Annotated in this window: 12 protein-coding genes; 10 read left to right on the top strand and 2 right to left on the bottom strand. The window is 63.7% G+C overall.

Annotation, left to right across the window (positions count from 1 at the left end; genetic code table 11):
• Positions 1-250 precede the first annotated feature (250 nt).
• Positions 251-1,465: a lytic murein transglycosylase gene (locus AC1DWU_RS21700; protein ID WP_477152093.1), complete on the bottom strand. Its 1,215-nt coding sequence runs from the start codon at positions 1,463-1,465 to the stop codon at positions 251-253.
• A gap of 198 nt (positions 1,466-1,663) precedes the next feature.
• Here AC1DWU_RS21700 and AC1DWU_RS21695 point away from each other — a divergent pair, with 198 nt between their 5' ends.
• Both AC1DWU_RS21695 and AC1DWU_RS21690 read left to right on the top strand, forming a co-directional pair.
• Positions 1,664-2,677: an arabinan endo-1,5-alpha-L-arabinosidase gene (locus AC1DWU_RS21695; RefSeq protein ID WP_477152092.1), complete on the top strand. Its 1,014-nt coding sequence runs from the start codon at positions 1,664-1,666 to the stop codon at positions 2,675-2,677.
• Positions 2,661-3,680, top strand: coding sequence for a hypothetical protein (locus tag AC1DWU_RS21690; protein WP_477152091.1), 1,020 nt, complete (start codon positions 2,661-2,663; stop codon positions 3,678-3,680). The genes AC1DWU_RS21695 and AC1DWU_RS21690 overlap by 17 nt, the downstream gene beginning before the upstream one ends.
• Here AC1DWU_RS21690 and AC1DWU_RS21685 read toward each other — a convergent pair.
• On the bottom strand, positions 3,643-4,671 hold the full coding sequence (locus AC1DWU_RS21685) for a LacI family DNA-binding transcriptional regulator (RefSeq protein WP_477152090.1): 1,029 nt from the start codon (positions 4,669-4,671) through the stop codon (positions 3,643-3,645). The two genes, AC1DWU_RS21690 and AC1DWU_RS21685, sit on opposite strands and share 38 nt — an antisense overlap.
• Before the next feature lie 156 nt (positions 4,672-4,827).
• On the opposite strand from AC1DWU_RS21685, the gene AC1DWU_RS21680 reads away from it, so the two are divergent.
• The 8 genes from AC1DWU_RS21680 (at position 4,828) to AC1DWU_RS21645 (ending at position 16,773) form a co-directional block, all read left to right on the top strand.
• On the top strand, positions 4,828-7,572 hold the full coding sequence (locus tag AC1DWU_RS21680; RefSeq protein ID WP_477152089.1) for a glycoside hydrolase family 2 protein: 2,745 nt from the start codon (positions 4,828-4,830) through the stop codon (positions 7,570-7,572).
• Between the two features lie 210 nt (positions 7,573-7,782).
• The gene (locus tag AC1DWU_RS21675) at positions 7,783-8,868 is read left to right on the top strand and encodes an ABC transporter ATP-binding protein (protein WP_477152088.1); all 1,086 of its coding nucleotides are present in this window, start codon (positions 7,783-7,785) and stop codon (positions 8,866-8,868) included.
• Between the two features lie 189 nt (positions 8,869-9,057).
• On the top strand, positions 9,058-10,335 hold the full coding sequence (locus AC1DWU_RS21670; RefSeq protein WP_477152087.1) for an ABC transporter substrate-binding protein: 1,278 nt from the start codon (positions 9,058-9,060) through the stop codon (positions 10,333-10,335).
• 69 nt (positions 10,336-10,404) lie between these two features.
• Positions 10,405-11,331: a carbohydrate ABC transporter permease gene (locus tag AC1DWU_RS21665; RefSeq protein ID WP_477152086.1), complete on the top strand. Its 927-nt coding sequence runs from the start codon at positions 10,405-10,407 to the stop codon at positions 11,329-11,331.
• A gap of 62 nt (positions 11,332-11,393) precedes the next feature.
• Positions 11,394-12,224 carry a carbohydrate ABC transporter permease gene (locus AC1DWU_RS21660; RefSeq protein ID WP_477152097.1) on the top strand — a complete coding sequence of 277 codons (831 nt, stop codon included), beginning with the start codon at positions 11,394-11,396 and terminating at the stop codon, positions 12,222-12,224.
• 756 nt (positions 12,225-12,980) lie between these two features.
• Positions 12,981-14,777, top strand: coding sequence for an ABC transporter substrate-binding protein (locus tag AC1DWU_RS21655; protein WP_477152085.1), 1,797 nt, complete (start codon positions 12,981-12,983; stop codon positions 14,775-14,777).
• 71 nt (positions 14,778-14,848) lie between these two features.
• Positions 14,849-15,847 carry an ABC transporter permease gene (locus AC1DWU_RS21650; RefSeq protein ID WP_477152084.1) on the top strand — a complete coding sequence of 333 codons (999 nt, stop codon included), beginning with the start codon at positions 14,849-14,851 and terminating at the stop codon, positions 15,845-15,847.
• Between the two features lie 11 nt (positions 15,848-15,858).
• Positions 15,859-16,773: an ABC transporter permease gene (locus AC1DWU_RS21645; RefSeq protein ID WP_477152083.1), complete on the top strand. Its 915-nt coding sequence runs from the start codon at positions 15,859-15,861 to the stop codon at positions 16,771-16,773.
• The last annotated feature ends 3 nt before the right edge of the window (positions 16,774-16,776 follow it).

The following is a 16,776-nucleotide window of genomic DNA, read 5'->3' as shown; positions in this document are numbered from 1 at the left end:
GGCGTGAGCCTCTTTCATCTGCGGACTACCGCTACGGGGCAAACGCCTCGCCGGTCCCGCTTCGTTCTGTCCGAGAGGGCAGAGTTCTTTGAAAACTCCGAAGCCCACGGGCTGTCGGATGCATCAGCTTGCCTCGCGCCATCCCCACCACGGTGTCACCTGGCGAGGGAGACGATCGCATCGACGCCGGTGAAAGGGTCTCCCTCCCCACAGGGGTGGGGGTCAGCCCCCACCGGATGTGCGTTAAGTCCTAGCTCAGTGCGTTCAGCAAATTGCCCGACACGTGCCCATCCGGCAGCAGGCCGGCGCGCGTCTGCCAGTCGATCACCGCGGCGCGCGTCTTGGGGCCGATCTCGCCATCGGGCTTACCGATCTCGTAGCCCTTCTTGAGCAGCTTCGCCTGCACCTGCTTGCGACCATCGGCATTGAGCGCAGTGTCGTTGGGCCAGGGCGCCAAAAACCCCTTGCTGCCGATGATCCGGTCGGCAAGGTGGCCGACGGCAAGGGCATAGCTGTCGGAGTTGTTGTAGCGCTTGATGACGCCGAAGTTCGGCAGCACGGCAAATACCGGGCCATTGCCACCCATCGGCATGTAGAGCTTGGCCGTGTCGCTGTCGCGCGGGAACGGTTTGCCGTTGGCGCGGGAGACGCCGACGCCGCGCCAGTCGCCCAGTGTCGCGGTGATCCCCTGCCAGACATTCTGGTAATTAAAGTCTCGCGCGAGCTTTACCTCGTAACCCCAGGTTTCACCTGGACGCCAGCCAAACGACTTCAAGTAGTTTGCGATCGACGCCTGCGCGTCTGGCACCGAGCCCCAGATGTCCTTGTGGCCATCGCCCTTGAAGTCGACCGCGTACTTCATGAAGCTCGACGGCATGAACTGCGGCAGGCCCATGGCGCCGGCCCACGAACCGACCATGTTCTTGGCGCGCACATGCCCGCCCTCGAGGATTTCGAGCGCTGTGATCAGTTCACCGCCGAAATAATCGGAGCGGTAGCCGCCATAATCGAGCGTAGCCAACGCGTGCACCGTGTTGGTGCCGCCCAGGAATCCGCCGAAATTGGTCTCGATGCCCCAGATGGCGAGGATGATTTCGCCCTGCACCCCGTAGCGCTCGCTGACCGCCGCAAGCGTCTTGGCCCACTCGCCGCGCATATCGTGGCCAGTACCGATCCGCGCGTCGGTGACGCGCTTGCCGACATAGTCTGCCGCAGTGGAGACGAATTCCGGTTGCTTCTTGCTGAGTTCGAGCACCGAGCCGATCGGCTTGAAATCGCCCATCGCGACGTCGAACACGTGCTTCGAAACGCCCCGCGCCTTGGCCCGTCGCCACACGCCGTCGACAAAGCCATCAACGCTGGCAAAGGCCGGCGTGAACGCCGACGAAGCGATCAGCGCGGCAGCGCCGAGACCGAAACTACGACGGGAAACAGAGAATTCGATCGGCTTGTTTACGCGGTACATGAAAGCGCCTCTGCACAAGAGGGCGACCCGGAATAACGCTGGGCCGGTCTGCCGGCGCAGATAGCCGACGGTTTCCATCCATTCTCCGCAACGAAATTAAGATCGTGTTACCTACGTGATCCCGATTGCGTGATCGGTTGACACAGGCGGTCGATCCGTCGGATGCCTGCCCCCCTTTCATCGCGTCGGAGGAGTGCGATGTTTCGATCGATTGCGGTGGCCGCGCTTGCGCTGGGCCTCGCCGCCACCCCCGTGCTGGCCGCCGGAGTCTTGGCGCAAGAACTGCAGCCGACGCTCACCGGCGACGTGAAGATCCATGACCCCAGCGTCATCGAGGTCGACGGCAAGTTCGTCGCCTTCCAGACCGGGCAGGAAGGCGGCATCTATCGAGGCGCCATCCGCGCCAAGACCTCGCCGGACGGCATCGCCTGGACCGACGCCGGCTCGATCGGCAAGGGCGTTCCGAAGTGGGAGCGGAAAGAACTCGGCTACCAGTCGCCCAACATCTGGGCCCCGTCGGTCAGCAAGCACGGCGACACCTGGAACCTCTACTACTCGGTGTCCTCCTTCGGCATCAACACCAGCGCCATCGGCCTGATGACCAACGCCGCGCTCGACCCCCAACAGCCCGGCGAAGGCTGGCAGGATCAGGGCCTCGTGCTGAAGTCCAACGGCAAGGACAACTGGAACGCCATCGACCCCTGGCGCATCGACCTCGCAGACGGCCGCGCCTTCCTCGCCTACGGCTCGTTCTGGGACGGCATCAAGATGCGCGAACTGGATCCGGCAACCGGCAAGCTCCTCGCCGACGACACCCCGACCTACGACCTCGCCTCGCGGCAAGGCGCCGGCATCGAGGCGAACAGCATCCTCGAGCACGGGGGCCGGTTCTACCTGTTCGTCTCGTTCGACCAATGCTGCAAGGGCGTCAGCAGCACCTACAACATGCGCGTCGGGCGCGCCGACGCGGTGACCGGTCCGTATCTCGATCGCGACGGCAAGCCGATGCTCCAAGGCGGCGGCACGCTGCTTCAGGGCAAGACCGGCCGCTTCATCGGCCCCGGCGGACAGGAAGCGATCGTGACGTCAAAGGGCGAAATGCTCGCCTACCACTATTACGACGGCGACGACTTCGGAGTGTCCAAGCTCCAGCTCTCGCCGCTCAGATGGACCCCAGACGGTTGGCCCGAACTCGATGCCCTCCCCGAATAACCGCGCCGCCGACCTCGACCTGCTGAAGACCCTGCTGGTCGTGGGCATGATCGGCGCCCACGTCATCCAGCTCATTACCTTCCGGGCCAAGCCCGAGGCGGCGATCTTCGCCGAGTACATCAACCTCGTGACGTTCTCGGGCTTCCTCTTCGCCTTCGGCATCGGGCTCGGTCTGCCCAAGCCGGAAGGACGGCACCGCAGCCTGTGGTGGCGGCTCCGTCCGCCGCTGCTGTTGCTGCTGGCGGTCTGTGCCTCGTCGTTCGCCTTCGCGCTGCTGGTCGATCGCAAGCACCTCGACGCGCAGCTGATCATCGACGTCGTCACCATGCAGCGGCTGTTCGGCTGGAGCGAGTTCCTCGCGACGTTCTTCGTCTTGTCGCTGCTGACGCTGGTCGCCCGCCCTGCCCTGTTGGCGATCGGCCGCACCCCGTGGCTGCTGCTGGTGGCGACGATGGCGTGCCTCGCGACCACGTTCGTGACCACCGGCGCGATCTTCCCGCTGCTGCCGACCGTCGTCGGCCACACCGGCTTCGCCAATTTCCCGCTGCTGCCTTACCTGCCGTGGTTCCTCCTCGGCATCTGGTACGGCAGCCACCCGGTGCGAGCCTGGCACTTCGTGCCGGCGCTGGCGATCACCGGCTACCTTTACTGGGTGACGATCCAGACCGGGCAGTTCCCCAACCGCTTCCCGCCAACGATCCTGTGGATCGGCGGCCCGGCAGCGATCCTCCTCGCCTACCTCGCGCTCTGTCGGCTGATCGCGTCGCGGGTCAACATCGCCGCTGCCCTGCTGACGCCGGGCCGGCACGTGCTGAGCTTCCTGGTGCTGTCGAACATCGCCTTCTTCGCCACCCGCTACTTCATGGGCAAACCGGTCCGCTCGACGCTGATCGCTGCCTTGGTGACGCTGGCGGTGGTCGTTGTGCTATCGGCAGGCTGGTACGCCTGGGAGACCCTGCGGCGAGCTACTCGGCAGCAGCCCGAACCGGCACCGGCCCGATAGAGCCGCGGCTGATCAGCGGGCACTCGATCTTCACCCGTCGCGGCGACGCAGCGGGCAATTGCTCGTCGAGCAGCGTGCCTACGGCCCAGCGCGCCATTTCCTCGTGCGGCAGCACCACCGTCGACAGCGGCGGGTCCATGTAGACGCTGGTGTCCTCGTCGTCGAAGCCGACGATCGACATGTCGTCCGGAACACGTAGCCCGCGGACGCGCAACGCATCATAGGCGCCGACCGCCATGCGGTCGTTAAAGGCGAAGATCGCGGTGGGCGGATTGGGCATGTCGAGCAGCCGCGCTGTCAGGTCGCGACCGCCATGGATGGTCCAGCCGCCGCGCATGATCAGGTCCTCGTCGACCGGCACATCCCACGAGGCCAGCGCCTGGCGATAGCCGCGCTCGCGGTCGTCGGCGGCCTCGATCCAGCTCTCGCCGGCGAGGTGAGCGATGCGGCGGTGCCCGGCCTTCAGCAGCGCCTCGGTCGCGGCATAGCCACCGGTGACGTCGGCCGGCACCACCGAGGGGTAGTAGCGCTTCTTGTCGTAGCAGTTGAGCAGCACGGTCGGCACGTCGCGCAGCCGCTCGGGCACTTCGACCTCGCGGGTGACGAGGCTGCCATACAGCACGCCGATGATCTGGTTGCTGAGCAGCATGTCGAGCGCGAGGCTCTCGAGCTTGGGGTCGGCGCGGGTCGAGAAGGTCGCAACCACCACGTCCTGCAGCGCCGCTTCCTCGCGGGCGCCCTCGATGAACGGCGTCGCGAACGGCGTGGTGGTGACCTCGTCGAGCAGTAGCCCGATCACCCGCGTCTTGTTCTCGGGCACATGGTGTTGCGGCCCCTTGCGATAGCCCAGCGCCTCGGCCGCTTCGATGACCCGAGCGCGCGTCGCGTCTGCCACACGCGCATTCGGCACCCGGTTCAGCACAAGCGAAACCGTGGCCTGCGAGACCCCCGCCCGCTCACCGATCTCGATCATGGTCGGCCGCTTCGCCACCGCTTCCCCCAACGTGTTCAAAGCGCAGCATTATCAGGCCGCGCGCCCTGTGTGCAACTCAGTTGCTAAACTCATTAGCGACCGGAACGCTTGCCAGACAGGCTGAAAGCCGCTAGCCATAGTCAAACTGCTAATAATATTATCTGGGAGGACTGCATGATCGGCGAGACTACGGCCACCAGGGCTGGTGCAAACGCACGCGAGGAGATCTCACTCGACGGCGCGTGGCGCTTCCGGCTCGATGGCCATGGCGACTGGCGCATCGCGACGGTCCCCAGCCCCTGGCAGGCCGAATTCGCCGACCTCCGCCACTCAACTGGCAAGGCGATCTATGCACGCCAGCTGTCGATCCCGACGGCATGGCAGGGTCGCGAGATCGCCGTCCGCTTCGGCGCCGTGAACTATTTCTCGGAAGTCCGCCTCAATGGTCGCGTCCTCGGCACGCATGAGGGCGGTTACCTGCCCTTCGAGTTCGTGATCCCGGCCGGCACGCCGGCGGAAAGCGCCCTCGAAGTGCACGTCACACTGCCGAGCGGCGACGCCGAGGCCTATCCCGACTACCCGTTCGGCGAGATCCCGCACGGCAAGCAGAGCTGGTACGGCCCGCTCGGCGGCATCTGGCAGTCGGTGAAACTGCTGGCGCGCGACAAGCGGCACGTCTCGCATGTGGCGATCGATGCCAACCCCGATAGCGGCGAAGTCTCGCTGGCGCTGACGCTCTCGGCCGCCGCGGCCGGTGCAACGGTTCGCGCCACGGTTGGCAGCGTTTCCGCCGAGACCACCCGCACAACGCTGAAGCTGAAGCTCGCCTCGCCCGCCCTCTGGTCGACCGAGAAGCCGAACCTCCATTCGCTCAAGCTTGAACTGATCGCCGGCGGCGAGGTGGTCGACACCACCACGCACAGCTTCGGGTTCCGCAAGATCGAGACCCGCGACGGCAAGTTCTTCATCAATGGGCAGCCGCTCTACCTGCGTGGCGCGCTGGACCAGGACTACTACCCGGACGGCATCTGCACCCCGCCCTCGCTCGCCTTCCTCGAGGACCAGTTGAAGAAGGCCAAGCATCTCGGCCTCAACCTGCTGCGCGTCCACATCAAGGTGCCGGACCCGCGCTACTACGAAGTCGCCGACCGGCTCGGCGTGCTGATCTGGACCGAAATCCCCAACGTCCAGTACTTCAGTGCCGCGGCGGCGCAGCGCATGCGCGACACCATGGCCGGCATCATCGAGCGCGACGGCAACCATCCCTCGATCATCGCCTGGACCATCATCAACGAGGATTGGGGCACGCGGCTGATCGAGAATGCCGACCACCGCCAATGGCTCAAGGACACCTATGACTGGCTGAAAGCCAGGGACCCGCGCCGCCTCGTCGTCGACAACTCGGCCTGCATCCCGAACTTCCACGTCAAGACCGACATCAACGACTACCACTACTACCGCTCGGTGCCGGAGCGCCGCGCCGAGTGGGAGAAGCTGACCGAAGAGTTCGCCGGCGCTGCCGACTGGACCTGGACGCCGTATGGCGACGGCGAGCGTCGCGGCGACGAGCCGCTGGTGGTCTCCGAGTTCGGCGTGTGGGGTCTGCCCCACCCGGACCAGGTGAAGCCTCCCGCCGGTGAGGAGCCATGGTGGGCCGAGACCGGCGGCAACTGGGGTGACGGCGCGGCCTATCCGCACGGCATCCAGAACCGCTTCGCCACCTACCATCTCGACAAGGTGTTCGCCAGCTTCGGCGACTTCATCACCGACGTGCAGTGGTACCAGTTCGCCAATCTCAAATACGAGATCGAGTCGATGCGCGCTCACGCGCCGATCCAGGGCTACGTCATCACCGAGATGACCGACGTGCACTGGGAGGCCAACGGCCTGCTCGACATCAACCGCAACCCGCGCGCCTTCCACGACCGCTTCGCCGAGATCAACAACGACACGGTGATCGTGCCGCAGCTAGCTCATCACGCGATCACCTCGGGCGGCAGCGTGCCGCTGAGCCTCAAGGTCGCAGCTGGCGGCAAGGCGGTGCCGGCCGGCGCGACGCTGAGCTGGTCGGTCGATGGCGCGAGCGGCAAGCTCGACGTTCCCGCGACGGCAGGACTGGCGGTGGCCGACCTCGGCACCACCACGATCACGCTGGGCGGTGACGCCCGCGTCGCGACCATCGCGCTGAAGCTCGAAGCTGGCAGCAAGCTGCTGGCAAAGAACGAGATCCAGGTCTCGGTCTATGCCAATCGCGCAGCCGGTCCGGCAAAGATCGCCGCGGCCGACGCCGAACTCGCGGCCTTCGCCAAGAGCCTCGGCTACACGGTGACTTCGGATGCGGCCTCGGCCGACTTGGTGCTCACCCATGCACTGGGCGAGGAGGACATCGAGGCCATGCGCCACGGCGCCCGCTATCTCGTCCTCGCCGATGGTTCGGTCGACACCTACCGCAACCTTCGCACCGATCCGCCGCGCGCCGAACCGCCTACCATGCCGGCGAGCAAGGAGCGGACACGCCAACTCGGCTCGGAAACCCAACTCCCCAACATCGGGCTGGTTCTCCGCGACGGCACGCTGTGGCGCGGCGACTGGATCGCCAACTTCTCGTGGATCAAGCGCACCGGCGCTTTCGCCGCCCTGCCCGGCGGTCCGCTGCTCGATGTGTCGTTCGATCGCGTCGTGCCGCACCACGTGCTGACCGGCTTCCGCTCGTGGGAATACGAGGGGCTGATCGATGCTGGCGTGGTCATCGGCTGGATCAACAAGCCGGCCGCGACCATTGCCCGCCGCCGGGTCGGCAGAGGCGGGCTCGTGGTCACCACGTTCCGCCTCACCAACGACACGCCGGGCACAGATCCGGTGGCTGCGGCACTATTCGACGGCCTTGTCACCACGACGGCAAATCTGGAGATCGACTGATCAGAAACTGAATCAGCTTTTCGGGTAGGAAACATGGGAAACACGCCACACGGCATGCATGTCGATCTCTAACTAGCTGTAAGTAAAGCACAATTTTCCACTTTCTTTTGATACAGGATTGACAATATTGTCAGCCGCAATAGCATCAGCGCCGGCTCGTGAGATCCCCAAGGGACACGCGGGCCGGAGACGACCCGGGAGGAACACGACTTGGCCGATATCAGGCTCGTAAACGTCAGCAAGCACTTCGGACAGGTGCGCGTCATCGAGAACGTCTCGATGACCATCGAGTCCGGTGAGTTCATGGTCTTCCTTGGCCCATCGGGCTGCGGCAAGTCCACGCTGCTGCGGATGATCGCGGGCCTCGAGGATATCGACGGCGGCGAAATCCAGATCGGCGACAAGCGCGTCGACGAGCTGCCGCCCGCTGAGCGCGGCGTCGCCATGGTGTTCCAGAACTACGCGCTCTACCCGCACATGACGGTGCGCGACAACATGTCCTTCGGCCTGCAGAACATCCGCACGCCCAAGGAAGAAATCGCCAAGCGCGTCGCTGCCGCGGCAAAGACCCTCGAGCTCGAACACCTGATCGACCGCAAGCCCGGCCAGCTCTCCGGCGGCCAGCGCCAGCGCGTCGCCATCGGCCGCGCCATCGTGCGCGAGCCCAAGGCCTTCCTGTTCGACGAACCGCTCTCGAACCTCGACGCGGGCCTCCGCGCCCGCACCCGCATCGAATTTGCTCAACTGCATCAACGCATGAAGACCACCATGATCTTCGTGACGCACGACCAGATCGAAGCCATGACCTTGGCCGACCGCATCGTGGTGATGAACAATCGCAAGATCGAGCAGATCGGCACGCCGATGGAGATCTACACCCGGCCGGCCTCGCGCTTCGTCGCCGCGTTCGTCGGCTCACCCTCGATGAACTTCCTGCCGGTGCAGCAGATCTCGGATCGCGACGGCAAGGCGCTGGTGAAGCTCCCCGACAACTCCGAAATCCAGACCAACATTGCCACCGCGCGGTTGCCCAATGACGGCCAGCTCACCCTGGGCATCCGTCCGGAGTCTGTGCGGGTGACCTCAGAGGGTGCCGTGTCGGGCAAATCCGATGTGATCGAGCGGCTCGGCGAACGCACCCTCGCCTACGTACGGCTGGCGGACAATTCAGTCGTGATCGCCGAGGACGAGGGGATCTCCAAGCTCAATGTCGGCGATCAGTTGAAGCTTAGTTTCGACGGCTCTGCGGCTCACCTGTTCGACGCCCGCGACGTCGCCTACAGCGCGGCCGGCTAGGAGCAACCCGCCGAGGGGAAAACACGCCCTTCTGAACCTGAATTCCTGATCCATATCATCAGATAGGTCAGTAATAATGTCCCGAACGGTCGCCACTGCTCAATGCGTCTGGCCACGGGACAGGACCGGTCCGCACCGATCCACGCCATGACTACGCATGGAGCTAACCCGATGGGAGGAAATGTAATTATGAAGTCGTTTTTGAAGATGGCACTGCTGTCGACGGCCCTGCTGGTGCCGGGCGTCGCGCAGGCTCAGGAAGTCGTCACCTGGTGGGACTTCCTCGGCGGCGGCGACGGCGTCCGCATGAAGGCGCTGATCGAGAAGTTCAACGCCGAGAACGCCGGCAAGATCGAAATCCAGGGCACGACCCTCGAGTGGGGCACCCCCTTCTACACCAAGGTCCAGACCTCGGCCGCCATCGGCGAAGGTCCCGACGTGATGACCTATCACCTGTCGCGCCTGCCGCTCGGCGTGTCCTCGGGTGCGCTCAGCGAAATCACCCCGGACGAGATCGCGGCAGCTGGTCTTTCGGGTTCGGACTACGCGGAATCGAACTGGAAGGCCGCCCAGGTTGATGGCAAGCAGTACGCCATCCCGTTCGATATCCATTCGATTGTCCTCTACTACAACAAGGACATGCTGAAGGCCGCGGGCCTGCTCGGCGATGACGGCCTGCCCAAGGGCCTCGACGGCGTCGACAACTTCAAGGCAGCGCTGCAGAAGCTCAAGGACGGCGGCGCCGAGTACGGCGTGTCGATCCACTCGGCCGCCGGCGATAGCCAGTGGCGCATTTTCTACTCGCTGCTCGGCCAGCAGGATGGCAAGTTCCTCGACGACCAGGGCCAGTTCCTGTCGGGCGACAACCTCGACAAGGCCGTGAAGGCCACCACCGTGGTTGCCGACTGGGTGAAGGACGGTCTCGCGCCGGCCGCCACCGAATACCCCGCTTCGATCGCGCTGTTCACCGGCGGCAAGGCGGCCATGCACATCAATGGTGTGTGGGAAGTCCCGACCATGACCGATCTCGCGGCCAAGGGCGAACTGTTCGACTGGGGCGCCATCGCGCTCCCCACCTTCTTCGATCACCCGGCTACCTGGGCTGACTCCCACGCCTTCGCCATTCCCAATCGCGTCGGCAATGAAGTCTCGCCCGAGAAGCGCGCCGCCGTCATGCAGGTCATCGCCTGGATGAACAAGAACTCCCTCGCCTGGGCCGACGCCGGCCACATCCCGGCCTACTCGCCGGTCCGCAACAGCGAAGAGTTCAAGACCAAGCAGCCGAACGCGACCTACTCGATCCTGGCCGACACTGCCGTGTTCGATCCGTCGTCGGTGCTCGCAGGCGTGGCCTCCCCGGTCTACGACGCTGCCGGCAACTACCTGATGCCCGCCGTCAACGGCGAGATCGATCCGCAGTCCGCCATGGAACAGATGCGCGACGATCTGCAGGGTCAGGTGGAGTAATTCCGACCCGGCCGGCGCTCTCCCGGGCGCCGGCCGGACTTCTTATGACTGGCAGGGAGGCCAGAACCAATGTCAGCCGATGCCGCCACCGAAGCCGCAATACCGCTGCCTGCGCGCAAGAAACGCTTCAACCGCTCCGAGGTGCTGGCGGCACTGATCTTCGTTCTGCCCTTCGTCATCGTCTACGCCGTGCTGTTCATCTACCCCACGCTGCAGATGATCTGGCTCAGCTTCCAGAAGGCGCCCCTGATCGGGCCGGGCACCTTCATCGGCTTCGACAACTACGCCAAGCTGTTCAAGGACAAGCTGTTCGGCGTGGCCTTCTGGAACACGGTCTATTTCGTGACCCTCACGGTCATTCCCGCGACCCTTACCGCCCTGGCAATCGCCGTCGGCGTCAACAGGCTCATGGGCTGGATGCAGTCGGTGATCCTCGCCTGCTTCTTCATCCCCTACATCCTGCCGGTCTCGGTGGTGTTCCGCGTCTGGGGTTGGATGTTTGATAGCCAGTTCGGCGTCCTGCAGCCGCTGATTGCGCTGTTCGTCGGCGAGAACGTGCCGGTGTTCCGCACGTTGCCGCTGTTCATGCCGACGGTCGCATTCATCACCGTGTGGTGGACCATCGGCTTCAACATCCTGCTGTTCATTGCCGGGTTGCGGAACATCTCGCCTGAGATTTACGAGGCGGCCGCGCTCGACGGCACCTCGAAATGGCGCCAGTTCACCCGCATCACCTGGCCGCTCATCTGGCCGGTCACCGTGCTGGTGCTGACCATCCAGTTGATCGCCCAGTTCAAGATCTTCGACCAGGTCTATCTGTTCGGCAATGGCGGCCGTTCGGACGCCACCATGGGCCTGGTGCAGCTGATCTATCGCAGCGCCTTCCAGAAGAACAACGGCGGCTACGGTGCCACCGTCGCGGTGGTCTTGTTCCTCATCATCGTCGTCTTCTCCGTGCTGCAGTTCCAAATGCTCCGTGCCCGAGGTGAGAAATGAGCTCCGTCGCGACCCCGGCCGCCGGCGAAATCGCCGGCATGAGCCCGCGCAAGCGGCGCATCATCAGGACGATGGACATCCTCGGATTAGTTGCCACGATCATCACGGTGCTCGGCGCCATATTCTGGGCCTTCCCGCTCTACTGGGCGGTGATCACGACGCTGAAGGTCGAAAATGACATCGTGCAGCCGGGCATCGAGCTCTGGCCCAAGCGCTTCACGCTCGACGCCTATACGCACGTGCTGTTCAACACAAAGATCGGCACCTGGTACATCAACTCGCTGGTCACCGCCGTATCGGTGACGGTACTCGTGGTGATGATGTCGGCACTGGCAGGCTATGCCATCAGCCAGCTGAAGTTCCCGGGCCGCCGCATCCTGTGGTGGATCATCCTGGCCAGCTTCATGATCCCCATCCCGGCGCTTATCGTGAACCACTTCGTGCTGATCAGCCAATTCAAGCTGTTCAACACCTGGCTCGGCGTGATCCTGCCGCAGCTGGTCTACGGGCCGGTGACTGTCATCATCTACAAGCAGTTCTTCGACTCGGTGCCCAAAGAGCTGCGCGAGGCGGCCAAGATCGACAACGCCAACGAATTCCAGATGTTCTTCAAGCTCTATCTGCCGATGAACTGGGGCATCACGACCGCGCTGGCGATCATCACCTTTATCGGCGCCTGGAACCAGTTCCTGTGGCCGTTCCTCGCCGTCACCGATGAGAAGATGATGAACGTGACGGTCGGCATCACCCAGGTCACCGATGCCTTTGGCGTCAAGTATGCCCGCGACCTCGGCAGCGCCATCCTCGCCGGCCTGCCGGTGGCGATCGTCTACCTGATCTTCCAGCGCAAGGTCACCGAGGCAATCATGCTGTCGGCCGGCATCAAGGGCTGACCCAGCCTTCGTGTACGGGTTTCGAGCGGGCGTGGAGGCAATGCTTCCACGCCCGCTTCGCTTTCGCCCATCCCGATGGTCGAACCACGTCACTCGATGCATGGCCGGCCGAGCGATCGCACATTATTTCTGTCGTTTGGTACACAAGCTTGCCAAGGCGAAAAAACCCCGTACATTCAAAGCGGTTCGATTTGTGAACCCGGATTTATCGCCAAGCGCCTGCTCCGACTACCATTCCAGCTGTTGACTCCACCTACTCTCGCGTCTAACGCTTGGGAATATCGGGAGAAATAGCCGGGCCGCTCTGGAGGGAGTGACCGCGCTTTGGTGGGGGAGACGCCAAGCCACATGCCGCAGGGCAAGATCTGAACTGTCCGATGGGCGGTACAAGCAAAGCGCAGTGTAGCGTAGCGGCTGTCTGACGAAAGTCAGGCAATCGATGGTCTATGACGTGCCGTTTCCGATAGGGACTCGGCACAGACAGCCAAGCTCGTATGGCCCGGGTTCGATCTTCAGCAGAGATCGGACGAACATGAGATCCCTGCCGTGCATACATGCAGATCAAGGGGCTGAGGTTTCAGCCCCCAGAACTGCGGCGAGGCTGAACCGTCCCTCCCGAGAAGTGATCGCAGGATAACAAGATTATCTTGGGGAGGTGTGGGGCGTTACCGGGGTCGATGGGACCCACAATTTCAAACATTTGTCGCCTCAAGGCGACGTTCAGCTTTCGTCGACAGTCAAGGGAGACTCTGTCACATGGTCAAACGTAGAATAGTAACAGCGGCACTGCTGGCGCTCGGCGTCATGGCGACGCCGCTGGCAGCGATGGCTCAGAGCCCGCTTGCCGCAACCGCGCCCAAGGAAATCGCTCCGGCGACCCCGCTCGCCGACGTGCCGCGCAACCAGACCGTCGTTCTCGGCTGGGGCGTTGCGCTGTCGTCGCCGATCGGCGTCACCAACCCCTGGGCCCTGCCCGGCTACACCCACCAGGAAGGCAATGCCTTCATGTGGGAGCCGCTGATGTACTTCGCCATTTTCAAGGGCGAGTACGTGCCGTGGCTGGCCGACAGCATGGAATACACCGACGACACCTTCACGGCGCTCGAGATCAAGCTCAACAAGGACGCCAAGTGGAGCGACGGCACCCCGGTGACGTCAGCGGACGTGAAGTTCACGTTCGACGGCCAGCTGAACAACAGCAAGCTGCCCTACAACGCCCACTTCACCCAGTTCGTCGAATCCACCGAAGCGGTCGATCCGCTGACCGTGCTGGTGAAGTTCAAGGCCCCGGCCCCGCGCTTCAAGTTCGAAGTGCTGACCGAGAAGTTCGATACCGGTATCCCGATCGTCCCGGCCGCGTACCTCTCGTCCAAGCCGGACGTGAACATGGAACCCGGCTCGATCGATATCCCGCACTCGGGTCCGTATGACCTGAAGGCGTGGAACGCCAACCAGAAGATCTTCGACTACCGTCCGGACTGGTGGGCCGTGAAGGCCGGCCGTATCGCCGAGCCGGCGGTCAAGCGCGTCATCATCGCCAACATCACCGGCGTCTCGATGGACACCGTCGCCCAGCGCGTCGTGAACAACGAGTTCGACTCCGCCCTCGACATGCGTTCCTCGGTTATCGGCAACATCCTTGCCCAGAACCCGGAAATCACCACGCACACCGGTTCGGAATCGCCGTTCGGGTACCTCGACTGGTGGCCGAACTCGCTCTGGATGAACACCCAGATCGAGCCGTATAGCGACCCGCGCGTCCGTCACGCGATCAACCGTGCCATCAACCGCGATGTCATCAACGACATCCTGTACGACGGCGCCCAGATCGCGACGATCTATCCGTTCCCGCTCTACCCGAACCTGCAGGCCTTTGCTGACTCGCCCGCCGTCAAGGCGCTCGAGGCTCAGTATGAGCCGCGCAAGTTCGACCTCGACGAGAGCGCCAAGCTCATGACCGAAGCAGGGTTCACCCTGAACGGCGACGGGCTGTGGGAGAAGGACGGCAAGACCGTCAACGCCACGATCCAGGGCTTTGAAGGCATCCATAGCGACATCGTCCCGATCCTGGTCGAGATGCTGCGCACGGCTGGCTTCGACGCCGCGATCAACTTCGGCCCCGACTCCTACCAGAACATGGCAGACGGCAAGGAAGGCCTCTACATGTTCGGCCACGGCGCATCCCTGTTCGACCCGTTCGAGGCCCTGAACCTCTTCCACGGCAAGTACAGCGAGGCCATCGGCACCTCGGCGGGCAACAACCGGTTCTCGCGCTACAAGAACCCGGAATACGACGAGATCCTCGACTCGATCGCTCCGCTGTCGTCCGACGATCCGAAGTTCCAGGAAGGCGCCGCCAAGGCTCTGGGCATCTACTGGCGCGACCAGATCGACGTTCCGATCATCCAGTGGCTGCACCGCATCGCCTACAACCAGCACTACTGGAAGAATTGGCCGACCGCCGCGAACCCCGCAATGGGCACCAATGGCGCGTTCTGGGCCCACACCGGCATGCTGGTGATCGCCTCGCTGCAGCCGACTGGCGCGCAGTAACCTGAAGTAGCGAAATCGGAGTGCGCGTCCGCGCGCACTCCTCCAAACGTCACCGTGCCGGAGTTGACCGAGTGAACTTCAAGCTGATTGCCAAGCGCCTCTCCTTCCTGGTTCTGGTCATCTGGGCCGCATCCACGATCGTGTTCTTCATCCCTCGGCTCTCGCCGCGAAACGCCATCCGCGAACGGTTCGCCGAACTGGCGCGTTCCGGCGGTTTCTCGCCGGGCGATATCGAGAAGCTCATCGCCAACATGAACCAGCAGTTCGGCCTCGATAAGCCGCTGCTTGAGCAGTACTGGACCTACCTCGGCAACATCGTCCGGATGGATTTCGGCTACTCTCTGAACCGCTATCCCGCAACGGTCACCGACATCATCAGCCAGGCCCTGCCCTGGACCTTCGGCTTGCTGCTGGTCACCACCATTCTCAGTTTCATTATCGGCAACCTGCTCGGCGCCGTCTCGGCCTGGCCCAAGGCGCCCAACTGGCTGCGCTCGATCGCCACCCCGTTCGTGCTGCTCACTGGCGTGCCGCCGGTCATCATGGGCGTGTTGCTGCTGTTCTTCATCGGCTTCCGTCTGAAGCTCCTGCCGCTGGGCGGCGCCTATTCGATCGGCGTCGTGCCGAACTGGTCCTGGTCGTTCGCCTTCGACCTGCTCCAGCACCAGTTGCTACCCGGCCTCGCGCTTATCCTTGGCTCGGTCGGTGGCTGGGTGCTGTCGATGCGAGGCATGGGTGTAACGATCCAGGGCGAGGACTACGTCAACTTCGCCGAGCACAAAGGACTGACCGGCGGGCGCATCTTCCGCGACTACTATCTGCGCAACACCCTGCTGCCGCAGGTCACTGGCCTCGCACTGGCGCTCGGCACCGTCGTTACCTCGGCCATTGTCGTGGAAGGCATCTTCGGCCTGCCCGGCCTCGGCACAGTGCTGCAAAACGCGATCAAATCGAACGACTTCCCGACCATCTACGGGATCGTGCTGTTCATCACCATCGCCATCGCGGTGCTGATGGCAGTGCTCGAGTTCATCTATCCGCTGCTCGACCCACGCGTGCGCAACCAGTAGGAACCGGAAAATTGACGACCGTTACCGCAACCTCACCGGCGACCGCAGAAACCTCGATGGAGCAGCCCAACGGGCTCACCCTGTTCCTGCGATACCTGCGCCGGAACAAGGGATTGGCCGTAGGCCTGCTCATCCTGCTCGGCCTGATCCTGTTCACCGTGATCGGCTTCATGGTGATCAACCCGAAGCACGCTTACCCGCTTTCAGTGGCTACCAAGAAGCCGCCCAGCTGGCAGTACCCGTTCGGCACTGACTTCTTCGGCCGTAACCTGTTCGCGGCAATGGTCGTCGGCATGTGGCAAACCGCCATCATCGGCGTGCTTGCCGGCGGGCTCGGCACCTTGATCGGCGTCGTCCTCGGTTTCACCTCGGCCTATTTCGGCGGCTGGATCGACTCCACCGTCCGTACTATCTGCCAGATCCTCACGCCGATCCCGGTGCTGCTGATCCAGGTGGTAGTGGCCGGTTCGCTCGACAAGCGCGACGTCACCATCATCACCATGGCGCTGATCGTCGTGATGCTCGCGTGGATGGGACCAACGCTGGTCATTCGAGCCCAGGTGCTGACCATGAAGGAGCGACAGTTCGTATCCGTCGCCAAGCTCTCTGGCGTCAGCGACGTCGGCATCATCTTCAAGGAAATCCTGCCCAACCTGTTGCCATTCATCGCCGCGGCCTTCGTCGGCCAGGTGTTTGCCGCCGTGTTCGCGTCGTTCTACCTCGCCGTGCTCGGCCTCGGCCCACTGCGCGAGCCGCTGCTCGGCAACATCATCTGGGCCGCCCAGCTGCAAGGCGCTTTCTTCAACGGCTGGTGGTGGTGGCCGATCGCCCCGTCGGTCGCGATGATCCTGATCCTTGGCTCGCTCGCCCTCATCAACATGGGCCTCGACGAACTGGCCAATCCGCGCGTGCGCAAGACGGAGTGATGA

The sequence above is a fragment of the Devosia sp. P2_G7 genome (genome assembly GCF_056403495.1).
Note: the sequence above shows the minus strand (reverse complement) of the source record. Positions and strands in the feature narration are given on the sequence as shown.

Bases quoted from the DNA above. Each gene is read 5' to 3' on its own strand.
- AC1DWU_RS21655 (WP_477152085.1), top strand. From the start codon at position 12,981: ATGGTCAAACGTAGAATAGTAACAGCGGCACTGCTGGCGCTCGGCGTC.
- AC1DWU_RS21690 (WP_477152091.1), top strand. From the start codon at position 2,661: ATGCCCTCCCCGAATAACCGCGCCGCCGACCTCGACCTGCTGAAGACC.
- AC1DWU_RS21695 (WP_477152092.1), top strand. From the start codon at position 1,664: ATGTTTCGATCGATTGCGGTGGCCGCGCTTGCGCTGGGCCTCGCCGCC.
- AC1DWU_RS21670 (WP_477152087.1), top strand. From the start codon at position 9,058: ATGAAGTCGTTTTTGAAGATGGCACTGCTGTCGACGGCCCTGCTGGTG.
- AC1DWU_RS21680 (WP_477152089.1), top strand. From the start codon at position 4,828: ATGATCGGCGAGACTACGGCCACCAGGGCTGGTGCAAACGCACGCGAG.
- AC1DWU_RS21665 (WP_477152086.1), top strand. From the start codon at position 10,405: ATGTCAGCCGATGCCGCCACCGAAGCCGCAATACCGCTGCCTGCGCGC.
- AC1DWU_RS21700 (WP_477152093.1), bottom strand. From the start codon at position 1,465: ATGTACCGCGTAAACAAGCCGATCGAATTCTCTGTTTCCCGTCGTAGT.